The sequence below is a fragment of the Pseudarthrobacter sp. Y6 genome, assembly GCF_050156205.1.
In the GTDB taxonomy this organism is placed as follows: Bacteria; Actinomycetota; Actinomycetes; order Actinomycetales; family Micrococcaceae; genus Arthrobacter.
On record NZ_CP189574.1, the window covers coordinates 3,838,364 to 3,853,607 of the forward strand.

The window sequence follows — 15,244 nt, forward strand, 5'->3', positions numbered from 1 at the left end:
CCCGCCACCGCTGGTCCGGCATCCCCGGGGCAGCTGGCACTGCGACGGGCCGTGGTCCGCCGGGCCGGCGCCGTCATTGACGGGAACCGGCACTGGCGGCGGCTGCTGTCGCTGGCACGGTGGGCCTTCCCCGATGTGTGGACTGCGTTCGCCGGATCCGAGTCAACAGCATTGGCGGTTCTGGGCCGCTGGCCGCACCTCCGATCACTGGCATCGGCGCGCTCAGCAACGCTTACTGCCGTGGTCGCCGAGCATACCCGTGACGTTGGAGATACGCCCGCCCGTGCTGCCGCGATCAAGGCCGCGGCGCGGGGATGGGCAGATTTCTGGGAGGGGCATCTGGATCTGGACGCGCTGGCCGTGGACGTCACCGAACACCTGACAGATCTGCAGGAGTCACGGGCCAGGGTCGAGCGCTTCACCTCCCACGCGCGGCAGTGGTGGGAGCACCTCTACGGCGATGACCCGCTGGTGCTGTCCTTACCCGGAGTGGGCCCGGCCATCGGTCCCTGCATCCGCGCCTACTTCGGCGACGGATCCGGGTTCGACAGCGCTAAGAAGGCTGCCAACTATGTTGGTATTACCCCTTCGAACTGGTCATCCGGGACGATGCACCAGTCCCACCGGGCCATCAGCAAGGAAGGGCCGGCACCGCTGCGGCTGGCGTTCTACCAGGCCGGCAGCGTCGCCCGGACCATGGACCCGCAGCTGGCCGCGTTCTATCACCGGCTCATGACCGAACACGGCCACTGCCACACCCAGGCCACCATCGCGGTCGCCAGGAAACTGGCCGAAAGAACCTGGAAAACCCTCACCACCGGGCAGATGTACGAGCTGCGCGACCTCCAAGGGCAGCCAGTCACCAAACGGGCAGCGAAAGAGCTCATCGCCTCCCACTACACCGTCACGCCCCAACAGCGCACCCAGTCGCGGTCCCACACCCTCGAAGCGAAACGGGCACGCCTAACACGGTAAGTACCACTGGCCCTCCGCTCCGTTCGGCGACCGGACCCATGCCGTTCTGCCCCACCACCAGCCACCGGCGGCACCCTGCGACGGTCTGTCCCCGGACGGGGCAGCACCCAGCCTTCACCGGCAAAACACAGGCGAGGGTGCACCCGGCATGCCTGCCGTCCAGAGCCAAAAAAGGGTTGACAAGCGTTAGGGAATCTCTGCTCACTCAAGACTGGGACGACATGAATGCCTACGCCGAGGCCAAGAGCGAAGTGATCTCAGCAATTAAAGCTCGTGCCCGAGGCAGGCGCGAGTAGTTTCCGGTGAAGGATCCTCGAGCGGGTCGCTCCGGCGGTCCCAAGCGATTTAGCGGAAACGCATTGCCAGGGGGTATTGGGCGGCCTTCCGGTCAGACGGATTCGTTCTGTCCTGAATCCGCCAGTGTGATGCCGGCGACAGACCAGTTCTCGCGGGGGAGCTCGTGCAAAATCACCCGGATCGTGTCGGGACGGATTTCCATGACCTCGGCGTAAGTAGCCGTTAGCGCAGCCAGCAGCTCACGCTTCTTTTCAGTGGAGGAGGGGGATGCATTGAGAACCTGAATGAGTGGCATGCAGAGATTGTGGCACTATCCGCAGAGGAGCGGGTGGACTCCGGACGGGCCGGATGCGTCGCGAAGTCCGCAATTCGCCTTAAGCTGGCCATCCGGGCTGCGCTGGACCCGCCCGCGAAGCCGTCCCGTTCAGCGTTCCCTTCCTGACACCGGGTTCATGTTGGCTTGCCATCGGCCGGCAACCGCTACAAGCTGACACACATGAGTGATGTTGCCAAGGCGGAGTTGTGCCGGTATTTGCAGGATGGCCGTGATGCGATTGTGTGGAAGCTTGCGGGCCTGTCTGAGTACGATCTACGCCGCCCCTTGACACCGACCGGCACGAATCTTCTCGGGCTGGTCAAGCACCTAGCCGGGGTCGAAGCCGAGTACTTCGGCGTAGTCTTCAACCGACCCTTCGCTGAGGAATTAAAGTGGCTTTCGCCCAATGCCGAGCCGAATGAGGACATGTGGGCGCGGTCTGAGGAGTCCCGCGACGCGATCGTCGGCCTATATCAACGGGTGTGGGCACATGCCGACGCAACAATTTCCCTGCTGCCGCTTGATGCTTCCGGCTACGTGCCGTGGTGGCGTGAGGCGAGCAACCCGGTCAGCCTCGCCCGCATATTGGTCCACGTGACTGCCGAAACGCATCGGCATGCCGGTCATGCAGACATCGTGCGTGAGTTGGCCGACGGCAGCGTCGGACACCGGGACGGCAACGACAATATGGCAGCCGTGGACCCGGCGTGGTGGCACGAGTACTGCGATAACCTAGAGTCGGTTGCGCGCGGTTACGGGGGCCAGACCCAACCGCGCGCAACCGACCCTCACCAGCACCGATAGCGGCGTTACCCGCCAACCGCGTGAAACTCGGACACTGGAACAGTTTTCACACTCTGATGGCGGCTCGATCAGGATCTGTTCTTGTCCAATAGCGGGTGGCGTCAGAACCGACTGTCCCGCTGAGGGATCGGCTTACGGACACTTATGCGCCATATAGCGATCACAGAACGCCGCCACATAGCGATCAAATCCACATACGGGAATCCGTAAAGGCCGGAACGGCGGGTTTTTGGAAGAGCGCACCAGGTGGCGCTGTAGCGGCCGGTGGAGGACCGTCTTACGGGCGCTCCCGCGAACCGAATAGGCTGGCTGCCATGGCTAGAGTTTTAATCACCGGCATGTCAGGGGCAGGAAAAACAACTGTGCTGCACGAGTTGTCCCGGCGAGGCTACCGAACAATCGACACGGACTACGACGACTGGGTACTCCCTGACGACACATGGGATGAACCACGCATGTCGGCACTTCTTGCGTCCGATTCGTCCCTGGTTGTCTCGGGCACCGTCGAGAATCAAAGACGTTTCTACGACCGTTTCGCTGCTGTTATTCTCCTGAGCGCACCGGTGGAAGTCCTGATTGATCGCGTATCGGCTCGTACGGACAATCCCTATGGCAATTCAGAGGATGACCAGTCCGCGATCCGCCAGTACGTTCTCGACGTCGAACCACTGCTCCGAAACGGCGCAACGCTCAAGCTGGATGGTCGTCGACCGGTCCCAGAACTTGCGGATGAGGTTGAAGGTCTCATCACCGGGCATCCGATCGCACCTGATGCCCGGTGAAGGATAGTCGACAGCAGCTAACCCCAATCAGTTATGTCATCTTCAGGCGCGAAGACTTTGTACTTCTGCAGCTGCGCCAAGGAACTGGATACCTTGATGGATATTGGGCCACGGCGGCCGCCGGCCACGTTGAAGCCAATGAGTCTGCCCATGAGGCAGCCTCCCGTGAAGTCCAGGAAGAGCTTGGCGTTTCAATCAACGCGAGTGAGCTCTTGCCGTTGGTCGTCATGCACCGGAAGCAGGGACAGAACGAAACGCATATGGGGAGAGTGGACTTCTTTTTCCAGTGCACAGCCTGGCAGTCTGAGCCACACCTCATGGAGCAAGATAAGGCTTCCGATCTCAGATGGTTCCACCTCGATGACTTGCCGACACCAGTGGTTCCACACGAGCTCCACGTTCTTGAGTCCCTTAGGTCAGGAATGCCAGGCATTATCTCGTTCGGATTCCCTGCGGGTGCCTCTGAGTGATCCCGCCACCACATGTACAAGCGCTGGCAGTCAGACCCCGCCCGGTAAAGGATCGGCTTGCGGGCCTTAGTCACGCACTGGAAATAGAGTCATTGGATGCTAACGCCACAACCGACTGATCGATTGCAGTTCCGTGAGATGACTGATGCGGACCTCGACAACATGACCGCGTTGCTCGGAGACCCCGAGGTGATGCGCTTCTACCCTGTATCCAAGTCTCAGGAGGAAGCAGCAAGCTGGATTCATTGGAACCAGGAGAACTACGCGGAGCACGGGTACGGCCTGTGGATTGTCGAGACGCATGACGGAGAGTTCATAGGCGACTGCGGGCTGACCTGGCAGCAAGTGAACGCCGCGCAGAAGCTTGAGGTCGGGTACCACGTGCGCTCCGACCTACAGGGCCAGGGGTTCGCGACAGAAGCAGCTACTGCTTGTCGCGACTACGCCCGAGAACATATTGAAGTCACCGAACTGATAGCTATCATCCATCCGGATAACCGAGCTTCTGAGCGGGTAGCTGAGAAAATCGGAATGCATCGCGTCGCTGATAATCGAGGCGGGAACATCCCCGTCCGAACAGTCCTCAGCATTCAGCTCTAGCCACGGCCGAGTCCGCTCGGTGAAGGATGGTTTAACGGGCGCCCTCGAGGGCTGCCCCGCGCGTGTGTCTAGACTGGTTAGCTTAACCGTTGGCTGAGGACCGCCAGCCACCCAGAGAAGGAGCACTGTGTCTGCTGCCGATAAGTGGAGAAAGGTCCGAACGACGACCACCTACAAGGGCTTCGTGACGATCAACCGTGATACCTACGAAGAGCCAAATGGAGACACGACCGACTGGGACGTAATTGTCGGCCGTGATTCAACTTGGGTGAGCATCTCATCCCGGGCGGTGCGCAGCTGCTTGAGCATGGCAGCGAGCTGCGGCAGGACGGTGCCTGCGGCGTTGGTGCCGGCGACGACGACGGTCTGCTCACCCAAGGCGGCGAACACCTCGGCAGCCCAGCCCTTCCCGGCCCGCGGCGCATAGCGCGACAGGAGCGTCGCGACCCGGATCTGGCCGGCCTTGCGGAGCTTGTCCGGGGTCGGGTACTTGATTAGCAACCCGGCCATGGCGGGATGGTCCAGGTGCTTGCCAATGACCCGTTCCAGGGCCGGGTGGACCTGTGTGAGCTGGCCGCGGATCCGGTTGGAAGTGGCGGTGGCCTGCTTGGCCAGGTCGTCATCAAAACCGCACAACATCGACAGCTCGGCGGCCTGCTTGTCGGCAATGGCGATGGAGCGCAGCGTGTGCGGCAGGGACCGGGCGGCCTCGGCAATGATCGCCGCGTCGCGGGCATCTGTCTTGGCCTCCCCGGGGTGCAGGTCCGCGATGCGGCGCATGGCCAGCCCGGGCAGGTAGCCGACCATGATGCCCTCGGACTGGGCCACGGCGACCGGCAAGGCACCAATGGTCGAGGGCTGGTCCACGACGAGCAACAGCCTCCCGTGCCCGGCCAGCGAGGCGATGATAGAGCGGAGTTTCGCCTCGTCCTGGGGCAGTGCCCGGTCGAGGAGTTTCTTGCCGTTGCGGTCGATGGCGACCGCGTGGTGATTGCTTTTGCCGACGTCGACACCAATGAAGATGTCGACGAGTTCATGGTCTTTGATCAACGCAAACCTCCCAGAATTTGAGTTCCTGCGAAACAGTGCTGGTCTGTCCTGCGGCGGCAAGGTCCGGCATCCACGTTACGGCTGACCTACGCTAAAAATCACTGCGCTGGTCCTGTCCCCATTAGCGATCCCCTGGCGCCTATCGGACCCCGGTGACAACACCCCCCGGATCATTAACGACTGGGGGCAACAATCATGCCGGGACCGACAGGCCAACAACCCCGATTCTTGCTCATTGAGGGGCTACTAAGAAGGTAACGGGGCAGCGCCCGGTGCAGTTGCCAAGCGTTTGTCTGTTGCCTGTTCAGGTGCCCAGTAGACGGCGTTCGTGGGCGTATGCGACCAGTTGGAGCCGGGTGCGGAGTTCCAGTTTGTCCAACACGCTGCGCAGGTGAGTTTTGATGGTGGCTTCGGAGACGAACAGACTCTCTGCCATTTCGCCGTTGCTGAGGCCTTTGGCCGCGAGCAGAAAGACGTCCCGCTCCCGCACGGACAGGACGTTGAGGACGGACAAGTCCGGACCGGTGGCGGGAACGTTGCGGGCGGCGTGTTCGAAGAGCGAGTGGATGGATCCTGGCGCGATGACGGAGTAGCCGGAGTGGACGGTGCGGATGGCTGCCAGCAGGAATTCCGGTTCCGCGCTTTTGAGCAGATATCCGCTGGCCCCGGCCTGCACCGCCTGCACCACTGCCTCATCCCGGTTGAACGTGGTCAGTGCAATGATCTTTGGCTTGTCGGTTCCGGCCGCGTCGGCGTGCTGCACGATCTTCTGGGTGGCTTCTACTCCGTCCATGACCGGCATGCGCAGGTCCATCAGCATGACGTCCGGACGCCGTCCGATGGCCAGGGCTACCGCCTGTTCCCCGTCCCCGGCCTCTCCCGAGATTTCCATGTCCTCCTGGCTCTCGATGAGCATGCGGATACCTGCACGGAACAGGGGCTGGTCGTCCACCAGGGCCACGGTGATGCGCGCCCCGGCATCAGCCACGGCCGGCCGCTTCCTGGGCGACCCCGGCCGGCACGAGAAGGCCCGTTGCCGCCAGTGCCGGCCGGGCTTCCGCACCCGAAATTTCACTGAAAGTTCCCCCGGCTTCGGCGCCGTCTGCATCGTCCGCTGCCCTCGTATCGCGGGTTCCGTAGGGGATGAAGACCGTCACCCGGAAATGTTCGCCGTCCGGTCCGGCCGTCAGCCAGCCCCCGGCCAGATGGGCGCGTTCGCGCATGCCGGGAAGTCCCCTCCCGACCCGGGGGGCGGCAGGATTCGCAGCGTCTTCTTGACCGGCTGGGGCAACGGCCGAGGCCACGTGCAGGGTCAAGCCGGGCCCGCTCCAGTCAAAGTGGAGCCGCACGTCCGTGCCGCGTCCGCCATGTTTGAGGGCATTGGTCAGGCACTCCTGGACGATCCGGAAGACCGCCATCTCCTGTCCGGTGGAGAGCTCCACGGGCGTCCCGGACTCGGTGGGGTGGATCTTCAAACTGCCGCGCTGCATGCCTTCGATGAGTGCGGGGATGTCGCTCAGCCGCGGCTGGGGCGTCACCATGCCGTCATCACGGACTCCCTCGATCACGCGTTGGGCATCTACCAGAGCGCTGCGGGCTGACCGGGCGATGGTGTCCAGGGCGTTGAGAACGGCCTTGGGCTGGTCCTTGCTCAGGTAGCGGGTTCCGTCGGCCTGGGCGGCGATGACCGCAAGGGAATGGGCGAGGACGTCGTGCAGATCCCGGGCGATGCGTGTCCGTTCCTGCTCCACGATCAGGTCGATCTCGGTTTCCTTCAGGCTGCTCTGCGCCAGCTCCCGGGCCCGGAACAGACTGCCTCGTTCCTGATACAGCGCCAGCAGAAGACCGACGGCGGCGCAGGCCCCGGCGATTAGCAGGAGGAGCGCGAACAGCTGCCAGCCATAGTCCTGCAGCATCCACCGGTCGCCGGCATACGCAGGGGGGTACCAGCCGACACCGTTGCCGTATCTCCACGAGAGCATCAGGAACGCCATGATGGCAGCGGCGACCACGTTCGCGCCCGCCGCGATGTACCGCAGCCGCTGCGGGGCGGTCCACAGAATAAAGCCAAGTGCGACAAAGGAGCCCAGGTAGATGGCCCAGTGATTCGAATACATCGTCGGCAGGGCGTGACTCAACTGTCCGGCAAGGAGTGCAACCGTGAAACCAAGGGACACTAGGGGTTTCCAGGAGGCCGTTGCAACGGCCAGTGTCATCAGGGCCAGCGGCCAGTTCCCTGACCATGACAACCAGGACCCTCCCATTCTGCCTGCCTCGGCCACACACCACAGGGAGAAGAAGATGACGGCCGCTACGGGGGCGCCCCAACGCCGTGCAAAATTCAGAACTGGTTCCATGCCAGTCACCTTATCCACGGCAATCACACCCTTCTCTCCATATCGCTGCAATCTCAACCTAAAAGCCAGGTGATTCATTCTTTGAGCCAGCTTTTAGGCACGCTGCGACGCTTGCCGAGTCCAAATCACCGCATGCTCTCCCGAGCGATCCGGGGACCGATAATCGCCTTCACCCGAGAAAATTCTCAATGTGTCCCACTCAGGGTTCCCCTTACGGACTTGTGAACCGACGAGTAGGAGTCCTTTACGGCGAGACTCCAGCTGAATGACGGGTTAGTCTCACAATATGAAGCCTCGGGGCGTACTCCTGCTTGCGGTAGGCGTGGTTGTCACAGTGTTGGCAGTTGTCGCCCTGGTCGGCCGCATGCCTTGGGTAGGCCGGGCATGTCCAGCAGTCGGTTACGCGTACGTGGGTGATGTGGAGCTGGCCTTTTCCACCACGCCGGAGTCAGTAGCGGCTTGTCTTGGGGATGGATGTACTCCTGAGCAGGTGGTAAGAAACGCTGAGGGAAAATGGCTGGTCCCGCAGTCCCCGCCATACCTGAACCCACCCGTTAGTGTCACGTCGATTCATGTGGAAGCCGTGGCCATTTCTGGTGGCCGCATAGCCCGTGATTTGCCAATAGAAACGGAATCAACCGGGGAGCACCCCTTCGGACCCGACTGCGGCGGACCTTTCAGATTCAAGCCCGTGCAAGTGGTCTTTAGCTGAAGCATCGAACTCATGGGTGATCCTTCACTTTGTCAGGCGACCTCGTCCCACCCGTCAGATACATCTCACCCCCTCATAGTGAGACGAAACACGTGGCCGCAGTTCAGCGCTGAAAGTCGACCGGTAGGGGTTCCCCAACTGACTGTCGGCTTACATGCGCAGGTCATTTGCCCAGGAACTCGTCGCCGCCTGGGGCGTCTAGGAAGCCCTGCGGCTGCTCCTCTCAAGCGCCAACCCGGCCAGCGTTCAGGACCGCAGGGCCTTCTTCGAGCGCCAGGTCACAGCCGCGGGGATGAAGGAAACCGACCGACTGATGGCCCCGTGACCAAGTGGTGGCCTGAGATACAAACCCTGCTGGCCACCAGGGTCACAACGGCCAAAGTCGAGGCCGCGAACACCATGATCAAGAACATCAAACGCACCGCCCGCGGTTTCCGCAACCCCATCAACTACCAAGCACGTATCCTATTGAGAAGTGCCGCCCGGACGGTGGCATGAATTCATCTCAGCGGGCCGATATTCACCACGAACCGCGAAGCGCCTTTTGGGTTATCTTTCATGCCAGTGAGGCCGACTGGAGTCGAGCCGCCTTTTCGCTCGCGATGGCGTCCGCCGCCCTGTGGACAATCCTCCTACTATCCGTGCCAAGCGCCGGCTACTTCGGGGTGAAGTCCGTCGCCAAGGAGTGGACCTTGAATCACGCGGCATTCAGAAGAGACATGCCGTGCGTCACTGGGGACAACTTGGTGGCACCGACATCCACTCTGCTCCGACAAAACGCCTGCCAATGTGGAACACCACGTGGAGGTGGCTGGTCACGGCGGCTCTGCTCAATGCGGAAACTGCACTGCTGTCAACACTCGTAGGCAGTGAAACACTCAGCTGGAACCAACCCGAATTCGCACTAGCGCTGATCGTCGCCTTCATCTTCAACGCATACGTGGGCTGGTTGGTCATGGCCCTGTCAGCACTAATTGTCGTATTTGGCCTTAAGGCCACGAATCAGGGCTGGTTCAAGATCGGAATCGCGCTCAAACTCACAGCCCTGTTGTTGGGTCCAGGACTGAGCGCCTTGTTGTCCGCATCTCAATACATGCCAATTGCGGTGATGATTTGGTGCCTTGCCGTCATCCAGTTCCTATTTGTGCTCGGGATAGTCACTGGACGCCCCCTGACGTCATGGGCCTGGTTCCCAGTCAGAGGCCTAGTAGTACTTAGTTAGGTTGGGGATCGTGGCTGGCAGTAGGGGCAGTATCCGGTCCGGACGGCGACGAGGTGTTGGAGCTCGCCGAGGATGCCGTAGAGACTCAGGCCGCCCCAGGCGCTTTTGGGCGTGTCAGGCGCAGTGTGGTGATGAATAAATGGGCCGCGGTGACGAGCGTGGCGTGGTGGTGCCAGCCGAGCCAGGTGCGGCCTTCGAAGTGGTCGAGCCCGAGCCCGGTTTTCAGTTCGCGGTAGTCGTGCTCGATGCGCCACCGGATTTTGGCGATCCGGACGAGTTCCTTCAGCGGTGTCGTCTCCGGCAATGTGGAGAGCCAGTAGTCGGTGGGTGCGGGTGCGCCTTTGGGCCATTCGGCGAGCAGCCACTCGGCGGGGAGGGAACCGTCCTCGGCACGGGGGATGTCGCGGTTGGCTGCCCGGACCCGTAGTGCGATGAACCGGGAGGTCATCGAGGCGTGTTTGTTGCTGGTGGTGGACTTGGTGCCGTGCCTCCAGGTGACCTGATGTAGCTTCCGGCGGCCGGCGTCCATGACGAGGTCTTTCAGTGATGTGGGGGCGTCCAGGTAGCGGCGCTGGTGTGAGCGGGGGCCTTTGCCGGCGTACTCGGCCACGCCGATGGGAGTGTCTTGGAGGTGCGCGGTCGTCGAGTGCTTGACGGCGACCATGTAGGGGATCGCCCGTTCGCTGAGCCCGGACCGGAACGCGGTGATCTCCCCATAGCCGGCGTCCCCGACCATGATCGGGGGCCGGTAGCCCCAGGCGCCGAGTTCGTCGATCATCTCCAACGCCATCGCCCACTTCGTACGATGGCGTTGGCCCTCGGGGATCTGCGCCTTGGCCCGGCGGGCGGCGATCATTTCGGCGTGGGCGTTCGTGTCTGCGGACGTGTCATCCGGGCTTCCGGCACATAGAGGCGCCAGTCCAACGGGCAGGACGCCTGGTCGGTGGCCGCGTGGATGCTGACGGCGATCTGGCAGTTGCCGATCTTGCCCAACGTACCCGAATACTGCCGCGCAACACAGGGAGAGGAGCTGCCGTCCTTCTTGAACCCGGTATCGTCGACAACCCACGCGTCGGGGCCGATCACCTCGACGGCCCTGCGCACCAGGACCCGGCGTACCGGCTCGAGCTTCCACTGCGAGGACGAGACGAACTGCTGCAGCTGCTGGTAATCGACCCCGAGCCGGCCGCCCATCGGCTGCATCGATTTCCGCCGCCCGTCCAGCATCAGACCGTGCAGATACAGGTTCCCCTTGTTCCGCTGATCCTTACGCGGAAGCGACGCCAACACATCCTGAACGAACGCTTCCAGTTCCGCTTTGGTCTCGGCAAGCTCATCCGGTTTCATGCCTCGAAAATTAACAGGATCGGTCAGGGATCAAAAGCCGCCACGCCGACCTAACTAAGTACTACTAGTCGTGTACACCCAAGCGACAGCCCACAGGGAGGCCCACAACAGGTGGAAGGCTCTCGATGCGAGGCTGGAGCGTTGACTGGACGAGCTTCCCCGTCGCGAGGCAAAGCGCAAGAGGGAGGAGATTTCCCAGTGGCGCGAGCGCTTGGAGTTTAGTGAAATCTAAACCTGTCCCCTAGATACCAGTGCTCGGACCACAGCCCCTTCGCCGGGGATGCCCCCAGCCTCAGTCCCGCCCGCGTGTGATCGACTATCTGTAGGCCGTTTCAGCCAGGAATGTAAGCCAAGAAGCAAGGCTGGTCACTCAGGAATTTGTCAGCCTGCTCCTGCAGGCGAAGCCGCAGGCCTGCAAGTCAATCGGGCTCATGGACGCCCCGCAAGCTCAACGGGGACCCACTTAAGCCCAAGTGAGCACCGCAAGGGCCATACCGGCCACCTAGTCGCCTCCGCGATTGTCAGTCGAGTCCCCCACGCGCCCCCTTGACTCCCGTCCCCACTTTCCCTAAACTTTTCATAAAGCAGAATCTAAATTCCACAAAGCGGAAACTCATGAAGAGCCAAGCGAACGGGAAGATAGATCAAAGCCCCTCCTCGGAAGGACCTACGATGACGTACACAGTGAACTGCTCCATCCTCTTGACGGAGCTTCCCCTGCTCGAGCGCCCCGCAGCCGCAAAGGCTGCCGGCTTTGACGCCGTCGAGTTCTGGTGGCCCTTCGACACCTCTGTCCCCACGGACGCCCAGGTCACCGAGTTCGAGAACGCCATCAAGGACGCCGGCGTCCAGCTCACCGGCCTGAACTTCAACGCCGGCAACATGCCCGGCGGCGATCGCGGCCTGGTGTCCTGGCCCGCACGCTCCACCGAATTCCTGGACAACATCGACGTCGTCGCAGGGATCGGCGAGCGCCTCGGCTGCAAGGCCTTCAACGCCCTCTACGGCAACCGCGTCGACGGCGAATCGGCCGAGAAGCAGGACGCCATCGGCGCCGAAAACCTCGCCGCGGCAGCTGCCGGCGTCGCAGGCATCGGCGGCACCGTCCTCCTCGAACCCGTCAGCGGTGCACCCAAGTACCCGCTCCTCACGGCAGAAGACGCACTCAAGGTCATCGCCCGCGTCAAGGCGGAATCCGGTGCAGAGAACGTCAAGCTCCTCGCCGACTTCTACCACCTGGCAGTCAACGGGGACGACGTCGCAGCCGTCATCGAAAACCACGCCAAGGACTTCGGCCACATCCAGATTGCCGACAACCCCGGCCGCGGTGCTCCCGGAACCGGCGAGCTTCCCCTCGGCGAATGGATCGCCCGCAGCCGCGAACTCGGCTACGACGGCTACATCGGCCTCGAATACAAGGAACCGGCGGAAACCGCGTTCGCCTGGGCCATCCGCCAGCGCGTCGCCCGCTAACCACCGGCCACCACCAACAGACTTTCAGTAAAGGAACCACAATGAGCAACATTGCAGTCATCGGACTCGGAATCATGGGCCTCCCCATGGCCATCAACCTGGTCAAGGCCGGCCACACCGTCACCGGCTTCAACCGCAGCCAGGACAAGATCGACAAGCTCGTCTCCGAAGGCGGCCGGGGTGCCACGGGCATCGCGGACGCCGTCAAGGATGCCGACGTCGTCATCACCATGGTGCCGGACTCCCCCGACGTCGAGGGCGTAGTCAGCGGCCCGGAGGGCGTCTTCGCCAACGCGAAGAAGGGCACCTTGTGGATCGACGCCAGCAGCATCCGCCCGGATGTCGCCAAGCGCCTCTCCGAGGACGCAGCCGCTGCCGGCATCCGCCCGCTCGACGCCCCGGTCTCCGGCGGTGAGCAGGGCGCCATCGACGCCGTTCTCTCCATCATGGTGGGCGGCGAGGCAGCCGACTTCGAGGCAGCACAGGACGTCCTCAACGCCGTCGGCAAGACCATCGTCCACGTGGGCCCCTCCGGCTCCGGCCAGACCGTCAAGGCCGCCAACCAGCTGATCGTGGCCGTCAACATCCAGGTCCTCGGGGAAGCAATCGCCTTCCTTGAGGCCTACGGTGTGGACACCGATGCAGCCCTCAAGGTCCTCGGCGGCGGCCTGGCCGGCTCCAAGGTCCTCGACCAGAAGGGCCAGAAGATGCTTGACCGCAACTTCGACCCCGGCTTCCGCCTGGCTCTCCACCACAAGGACCTCGGCATCGTCACCTCGGCAGCCCGTGAAGCCAACGTCGCCATCCCCCTCGGCGCCGTCGTCGCACAGCTCGTCGCCGCAACCGTCAACCAGGGCGACGGCGGCCTCGACCACTCCGGCCTCTTCAAGCAGGTCCTCCAGCTCAGCGGCCGCAAGTAACCGAGCCCCACTCCCCCAAGAGTTTTTGTCCAGATAATCCGCCCAAAAGGAACTTTCGCGGCCATTATCTGGACAAAAACTCGCTTCAGCACACCCAAAAACAGACTTTCAAGGAGTACACAATGACTAAGATGCGCACCGTTGACGCTGCCGTCGCGATCCTGGTAAAGGAAGGCGCCATCGAGGCGTTCGGCCTGCCAGGCGCGGCAATCAACCCGTTCTACTCGGCAATGCGGAAGAATGGCGGCGTCCGCCACACGCTGGCCCGCCACGTTGAAGGCGCCAGCCACATGGCAGACGGCTACTCCCGGGCCAAGGATGGCAACATCGGCATCTGCATCGGCACCTCGGGCCCTGCCGGCACCGACATGATCACGGGGCTTTATGCGGCCTGGGCGGATTCCATCCCCATGCTCTGCATCACCGGCCAGGCCCCCGTGGCCAAGCTGCACAAGGAAGACTTCCAGGCCGTGGACATCCAGACCATCGCCGCCCCCGTCACCAAGATGGCCATGACCGTCATGGAACCCGGCCAGGTTCCGGGCGCCTTCCAGAAGGCCTTCCAGCTGATGCGCTCCGGCCGTCCGGGCCCGGTACTGCTGGACCTGCCGTTCGACGTGCAGATGGCCGAGATCGAATTCGACATCGACGCCTACGAGCCCATCGTTGTCCAGAAGCCCAAGGCCAGCCGCAAGCAGCTGGAAAAGGCCCTGGACATGCTGACCGCAGCCGAGCGCCCGCTGATCGTCGCCGGTGGTGGCATCATCAACGCCGGCGCTTCCGCGCAGCTGGTGGAACTGGCTGAACTGCTGAACGTTCCGGTCATCCCCACCCTGATGGGCTGGGGCACCATCCCGGACGACCACGTGCTGATGGCCGGCATGGTGGGCCTGCAGACCAGCCACCGCTACGGCAACGAGACCATGCTTGCCTCCGACTTCGTCATCGGCATCGGCAACCGCTGGGCCAACCGCCACACCGGCGGTCTGGACACCTACACGGCCGGCCGCAAGTTCGTGCATATCGACATCGAGCCCACCCAGATCGGCCGCGTGTTCTCGCCGGACCTGGGCATAGCGTCCGACGCCGGTGCGGCGCTGGACGGGCTGATTGAGCTGGCACGCGAGCGCCAGGCAGCTAAGTCCCTGCCGGACTACTCCGGCTGGGTTGCCGAATGCACCGCGCGGAAGGGCACCCTGCAGCGCAAGACGCACTTCGAGAACGTGCCGATCAAGCCGCAGCGTGTTTACGAGGAGATGAATAAGGCGTTCGGCAAGGACACCACCTACGTGTCCACCATCGGCCTGTCGCAGATCGCGGGCGCACAGCTGCTGCACGTCTTCGGCCCGCGCAAGTGGATCAACGCCGGCCAGGCCGGCCCCCTGGGCTGGACCGCCCCGGCCGCCCTGGGCGTGGTCCGCGGCAAGCCGGACGAGACCGTGGTTGCCCTGTCCGGTGACTACGACTTCCAGTTCATGATCGAAGAGCTGGCCGTGGGCGCGCAGTTCAACCTGCCGTACATCCACGTGGTGGTGAACAACTCGTACCTGGGCCTGATCCGCCAGTCGCAGCGCGGCTTCGAGATGGAACAGAACGTGTCCCTGGCGTTCGAGAACATCAACTCCCCCGAAACCAACGGCTACGGCGTGGACCACGTCAAGGTGGCCGAGGGGCTGGGCTGCAAGGCCATCCGCGTGGAAAACCCCTCCGATCTGCCGGCCGCGTTCGACAAGGCCAAGGCACTCATGGGCGAGTTCAAGGTTCCCGTGGTGGTTGAAGTGATCCTGGAAAAGGTCACCAACATCTCCATGGGCGTTGAAATCAACGGCGTGAACGAGTTCGAAGACCTGGCCGCCCGCGGCGAGGACGCCCCCACCTCGATCATCGCCCTGCTGGACTAGTAAGAAACTGAGAGGAGG

13 protein-coding genes and 2 pseudogenes are annotated in these 15,244 nt (G+C 62.9%); 10 read left to right on the top strand and 5 right to left on the bottom strand.

Going from position 1 to position 15,244, the window contains the following annotated elements:
• The first annotated feature begins 51 nt into the window (after nt 1–51).
• Nucleotides 52–975, top strand: a complete 924-nt coding sequence (locus ACQCSW_RS18475) for a transposase (protein ID WP_426988218.1) — start codon at nt 52–54, stop codon at nt 973–975.
• Between the two features lie 388 nt (nt 976–1,363).
• Here ACQCSW_RS18475 and ACQCSW_RS18480 read toward each other — a convergent pair whose 3' ends face one another.
• Nucleotides 1,364–1,567 (bottom strand): tautomerase family protein, encoded by a 204-nt coding sequence (locus tag ACQCSW_RS18480; RefSeq protein WP_426988220.1) that lies wholly within the window; start codon nt 1,565–1,567, stop codon nt 1,364–1,366.
• Nucleotides 1,568–1,768: 201 nt separating this feature from the next.
• Here ACQCSW_RS18480 and ACQCSW_RS18485 point away from each other — a divergent pair, with 201 nt between their 5' ends.
• The 4 genes from ACQCSW_RS18485 (at nt 1,769) to ACQCSW_RS18500 (ending at nt 4,244) form a co-directional block, all read left to right on the top strand.
• Nucleotides 1,769–2,392, top strand: coding sequence for a DinB family protein (locus ACQCSW_RS18485; protein ID WP_426988222.1), 624 nt, complete (start codon nt 1,769–1,771; stop codon nt 2,390–2,392).
• Between the two features lie 314 nt (nt 2,393–2,706).
• Nucleotides 2,707–3,174 carry an AAA family ATPase gene (locus ACQCSW_RS18490; RefSeq protein ID WP_426988224.1) on the top strand — a complete coding sequence of 156 codons (468 nt, stop codon included), beginning with the start codon at nt 2,707–2,709 and terminating at the stop codon, nt 3,172–3,174.
• Nucleotides 3,171–3,644: an NUDIX hydrolase gene (locus ACQCSW_RS18495; protein WP_426988226.1), complete on the top strand. Its 474-nt coding sequence runs from the start codon at nt 3,171–3,173 to the stop codon at nt 3,642–3,644. The genes ACQCSW_RS18490 and ACQCSW_RS18495 overlap by 4 nt, the downstream gene beginning before the upstream one ends.
• A 96-nt stretch (nt 3,645–3,740) precedes the next feature.
• The gene (locus ACQCSW_RS18500) at nt 3,741–4,244 is read left to right on the top strand and encodes a GNAT family N-acetyltransferase (protein ID WP_426988228.1); all 504 of its coding nucleotides are present in this window, start codon (nt 3,741–3,743) and stop codon (nt 4,242–4,244) included.
• A 252-nt stretch (nt 4,245–4,496) separates the two neighbouring features.
• Here ACQCSW_RS18500 and ACQCSW_RS18505 read toward each other — a convergent pair.
• The 3 genes and pseudogenes from ACQCSW_RS18505 to ACQCSW_RS18515 form a co-directional block, all read right to left on the bottom strand.
• Nucleotides 4,497–5,294, bottom strand: a pseudogene (locus ACQCSW_RS18505) (IS110 family transposase); the annotation flags it as partial.
• 304 nt (nt 5,295–5,598) lie between these two features.
• Nucleotides 5,599–6,282 (bottom strand): response regulator, encoded by a 684-nt coding sequence (locus ACQCSW_RS18510; RefSeq protein ID WP_426988230.1) that lies wholly within the window; start codon nt 6,280–6,282, stop codon nt 5,599–5,601.
• Nucleotides 6,275–7,651 carry a sensor histidine kinase gene (locus ACQCSW_RS18515; protein WP_426988232.1) on the bottom strand — a complete coding sequence of 459 codons (1,377 nt, stop codon included), beginning with the start codon at nt 7,649–7,651 and terminating at the stop codon, nt 6,275–6,277. Before ACQCSW_RS18515 ends, ACQCSW_RS18510 begins: the two co-directional genes overlap by 8 nt.
• Before the next feature lie 1,033 nt (nt 7,652–8,684).
• Between ACQCSW_RS18515 and ACQCSW_RS18520 the strand changes: the two genes are divergently transcribed.
• Together ACQCSW_RS18520 and ACQCSW_RS18525 are read left to right on the top strand one after the other, a co-directional pair.
• Nucleotides 8,685–8,861 carry a transposase gene (locus ACQCSW_RS18520; RefSeq protein ID WP_426988234.1) on the top strand — a complete coding sequence of 59 codons (177 nt, stop codon included), beginning with the start codon at nt 8,685–8,687 and terminating at the stop codon, nt 8,859–8,861.
• Between the two features lie 187 nt (nt 8,862–9,048).
• Nucleotides 9,049–9,585 carry a hypothetical protein gene (locus tag ACQCSW_RS18525; protein WP_426988236.1) on the top strand — a complete coding sequence of 179 codons (537 nt, stop codon included), beginning with the start codon at nt 9,049–9,051 and terminating at the stop codon, nt 9,583–9,585.
• An 85-nt stretch (nt 9,586–9,670) separates the two neighbouring features.
• Here ACQCSW_RS18525 and ACQCSW_RS18530 read toward each other — a convergent pair.
• A pseudogene (locus tag ACQCSW_RS18530) lies at nt 9,671–10,932 on the bottom strand (IS701 family transposase).
• Nucleotides 10,933–11,604: 672 nt separating this feature from the next.
• On the opposite strand from ACQCSW_RS18530, the gene ACQCSW_RS18535 reads away from it, so the two are divergent.
• The 3 genes from ACQCSW_RS18535 (at nt 11,605) to gcl (ending at nt 15,226) form a co-directional block, all read left to right on the top strand.
• The gene (locus tag ACQCSW_RS18535) at nt 11,605–12,405 is read left to right on the top strand and encodes a hydroxypyruvate isomerase family protein (protein WP_426988238.1); all 801 of its coding nucleotides are present in this window, start codon (nt 11,605–11,607) and stop codon (nt 12,403–12,405) included.
• A 41-nt stretch (nt 12,406–12,446) separates the two neighbouring features.
• Nucleotides 12,447–13,325, top strand: coding sequence for a 2-hydroxy-3-oxopropionate reductase (locus tag ACQCSW_RS18540; protein ID WP_426988240.1), 879 nt, complete (start codon nt 12,447–12,449; stop codon nt 13,323–13,325).
• A 122-nt stretch (nt 13,326–13,447) separates the two neighbouring features.
• Complete coding sequence (gene gcl, locus ACQCSW_RS18545) at nt 13,448–15,226, top strand: glyoxylate carboligase (protein ID WP_426988242.1); 1,779 nt, start codon at nt 13,448–13,450, stop codon at nt 15,224–15,226.
• The last annotated feature ends 18 nt before the right edge of the window (nt 15,227–15,244 follow it).

What these genes read in the sequence shown, in the direction of transcription:
- ACQCSW_RS18485 (WP_426988222.1), top strand. Translation starts at nt 1,769, where the DNA reads ATGAGTGATGTTGCCAAGGCGGAGTTGTGCCGGTATTTGCAGGATGGC.
- ACQCSW_RS18480 (WP_426988220.1), bottom strand. Translation starts at nt 1,567, where the DNA reads ATGCCACTCATTCAGGTTCTCAATGCATCCCCCTCCTCCACTGAAAAG.
- gcl (WP_426988242.1), top strand. Translation starts at nt 13,448, where the DNA reads ATGACTAAGATGCGCACCGTTGACGCTGCCGTCGCGATCCTGGTAAAG.
- ACQCSW_RS18535 (WP_426988238.1), top strand. Translation starts at nt 11,605, where the DNA reads ATGACGTACACAGTGAACTGCTCCATCCTCTTGACGGAGCTTCCCCTG.
- ACQCSW_RS18490 (WP_426988224.1), top strand. Translation starts at nt 2,707, where the DNA reads ATGGCTAGAGTTTTAATCACCGGCATGTCAGGGGCAGGAAAAACAACT.
- ACQCSW_RS18515 (WP_426988232.1), bottom strand. Translation starts at nt 7,651, where the DNA reads ATGGAACCAGTTCTGAATTTTGCACGGCGTTGGGGCGCCCCCGTAGCG.
- ACQCSW_RS18540 (WP_426988240.1), top strand. Translation starts at nt 12,447, where the DNA reads ATGAGCAACATTGCAGTCATCGGACTCGGAATCATGGGCCTCCCCATG.
- ACQCSW_RS18500 (WP_426988228.1), top strand. Translation starts at nt 3,741, where the DNA reads ATGCTAACGCCACAACCGACTGATCGATTGCAGTTCCGTGAGATGACT.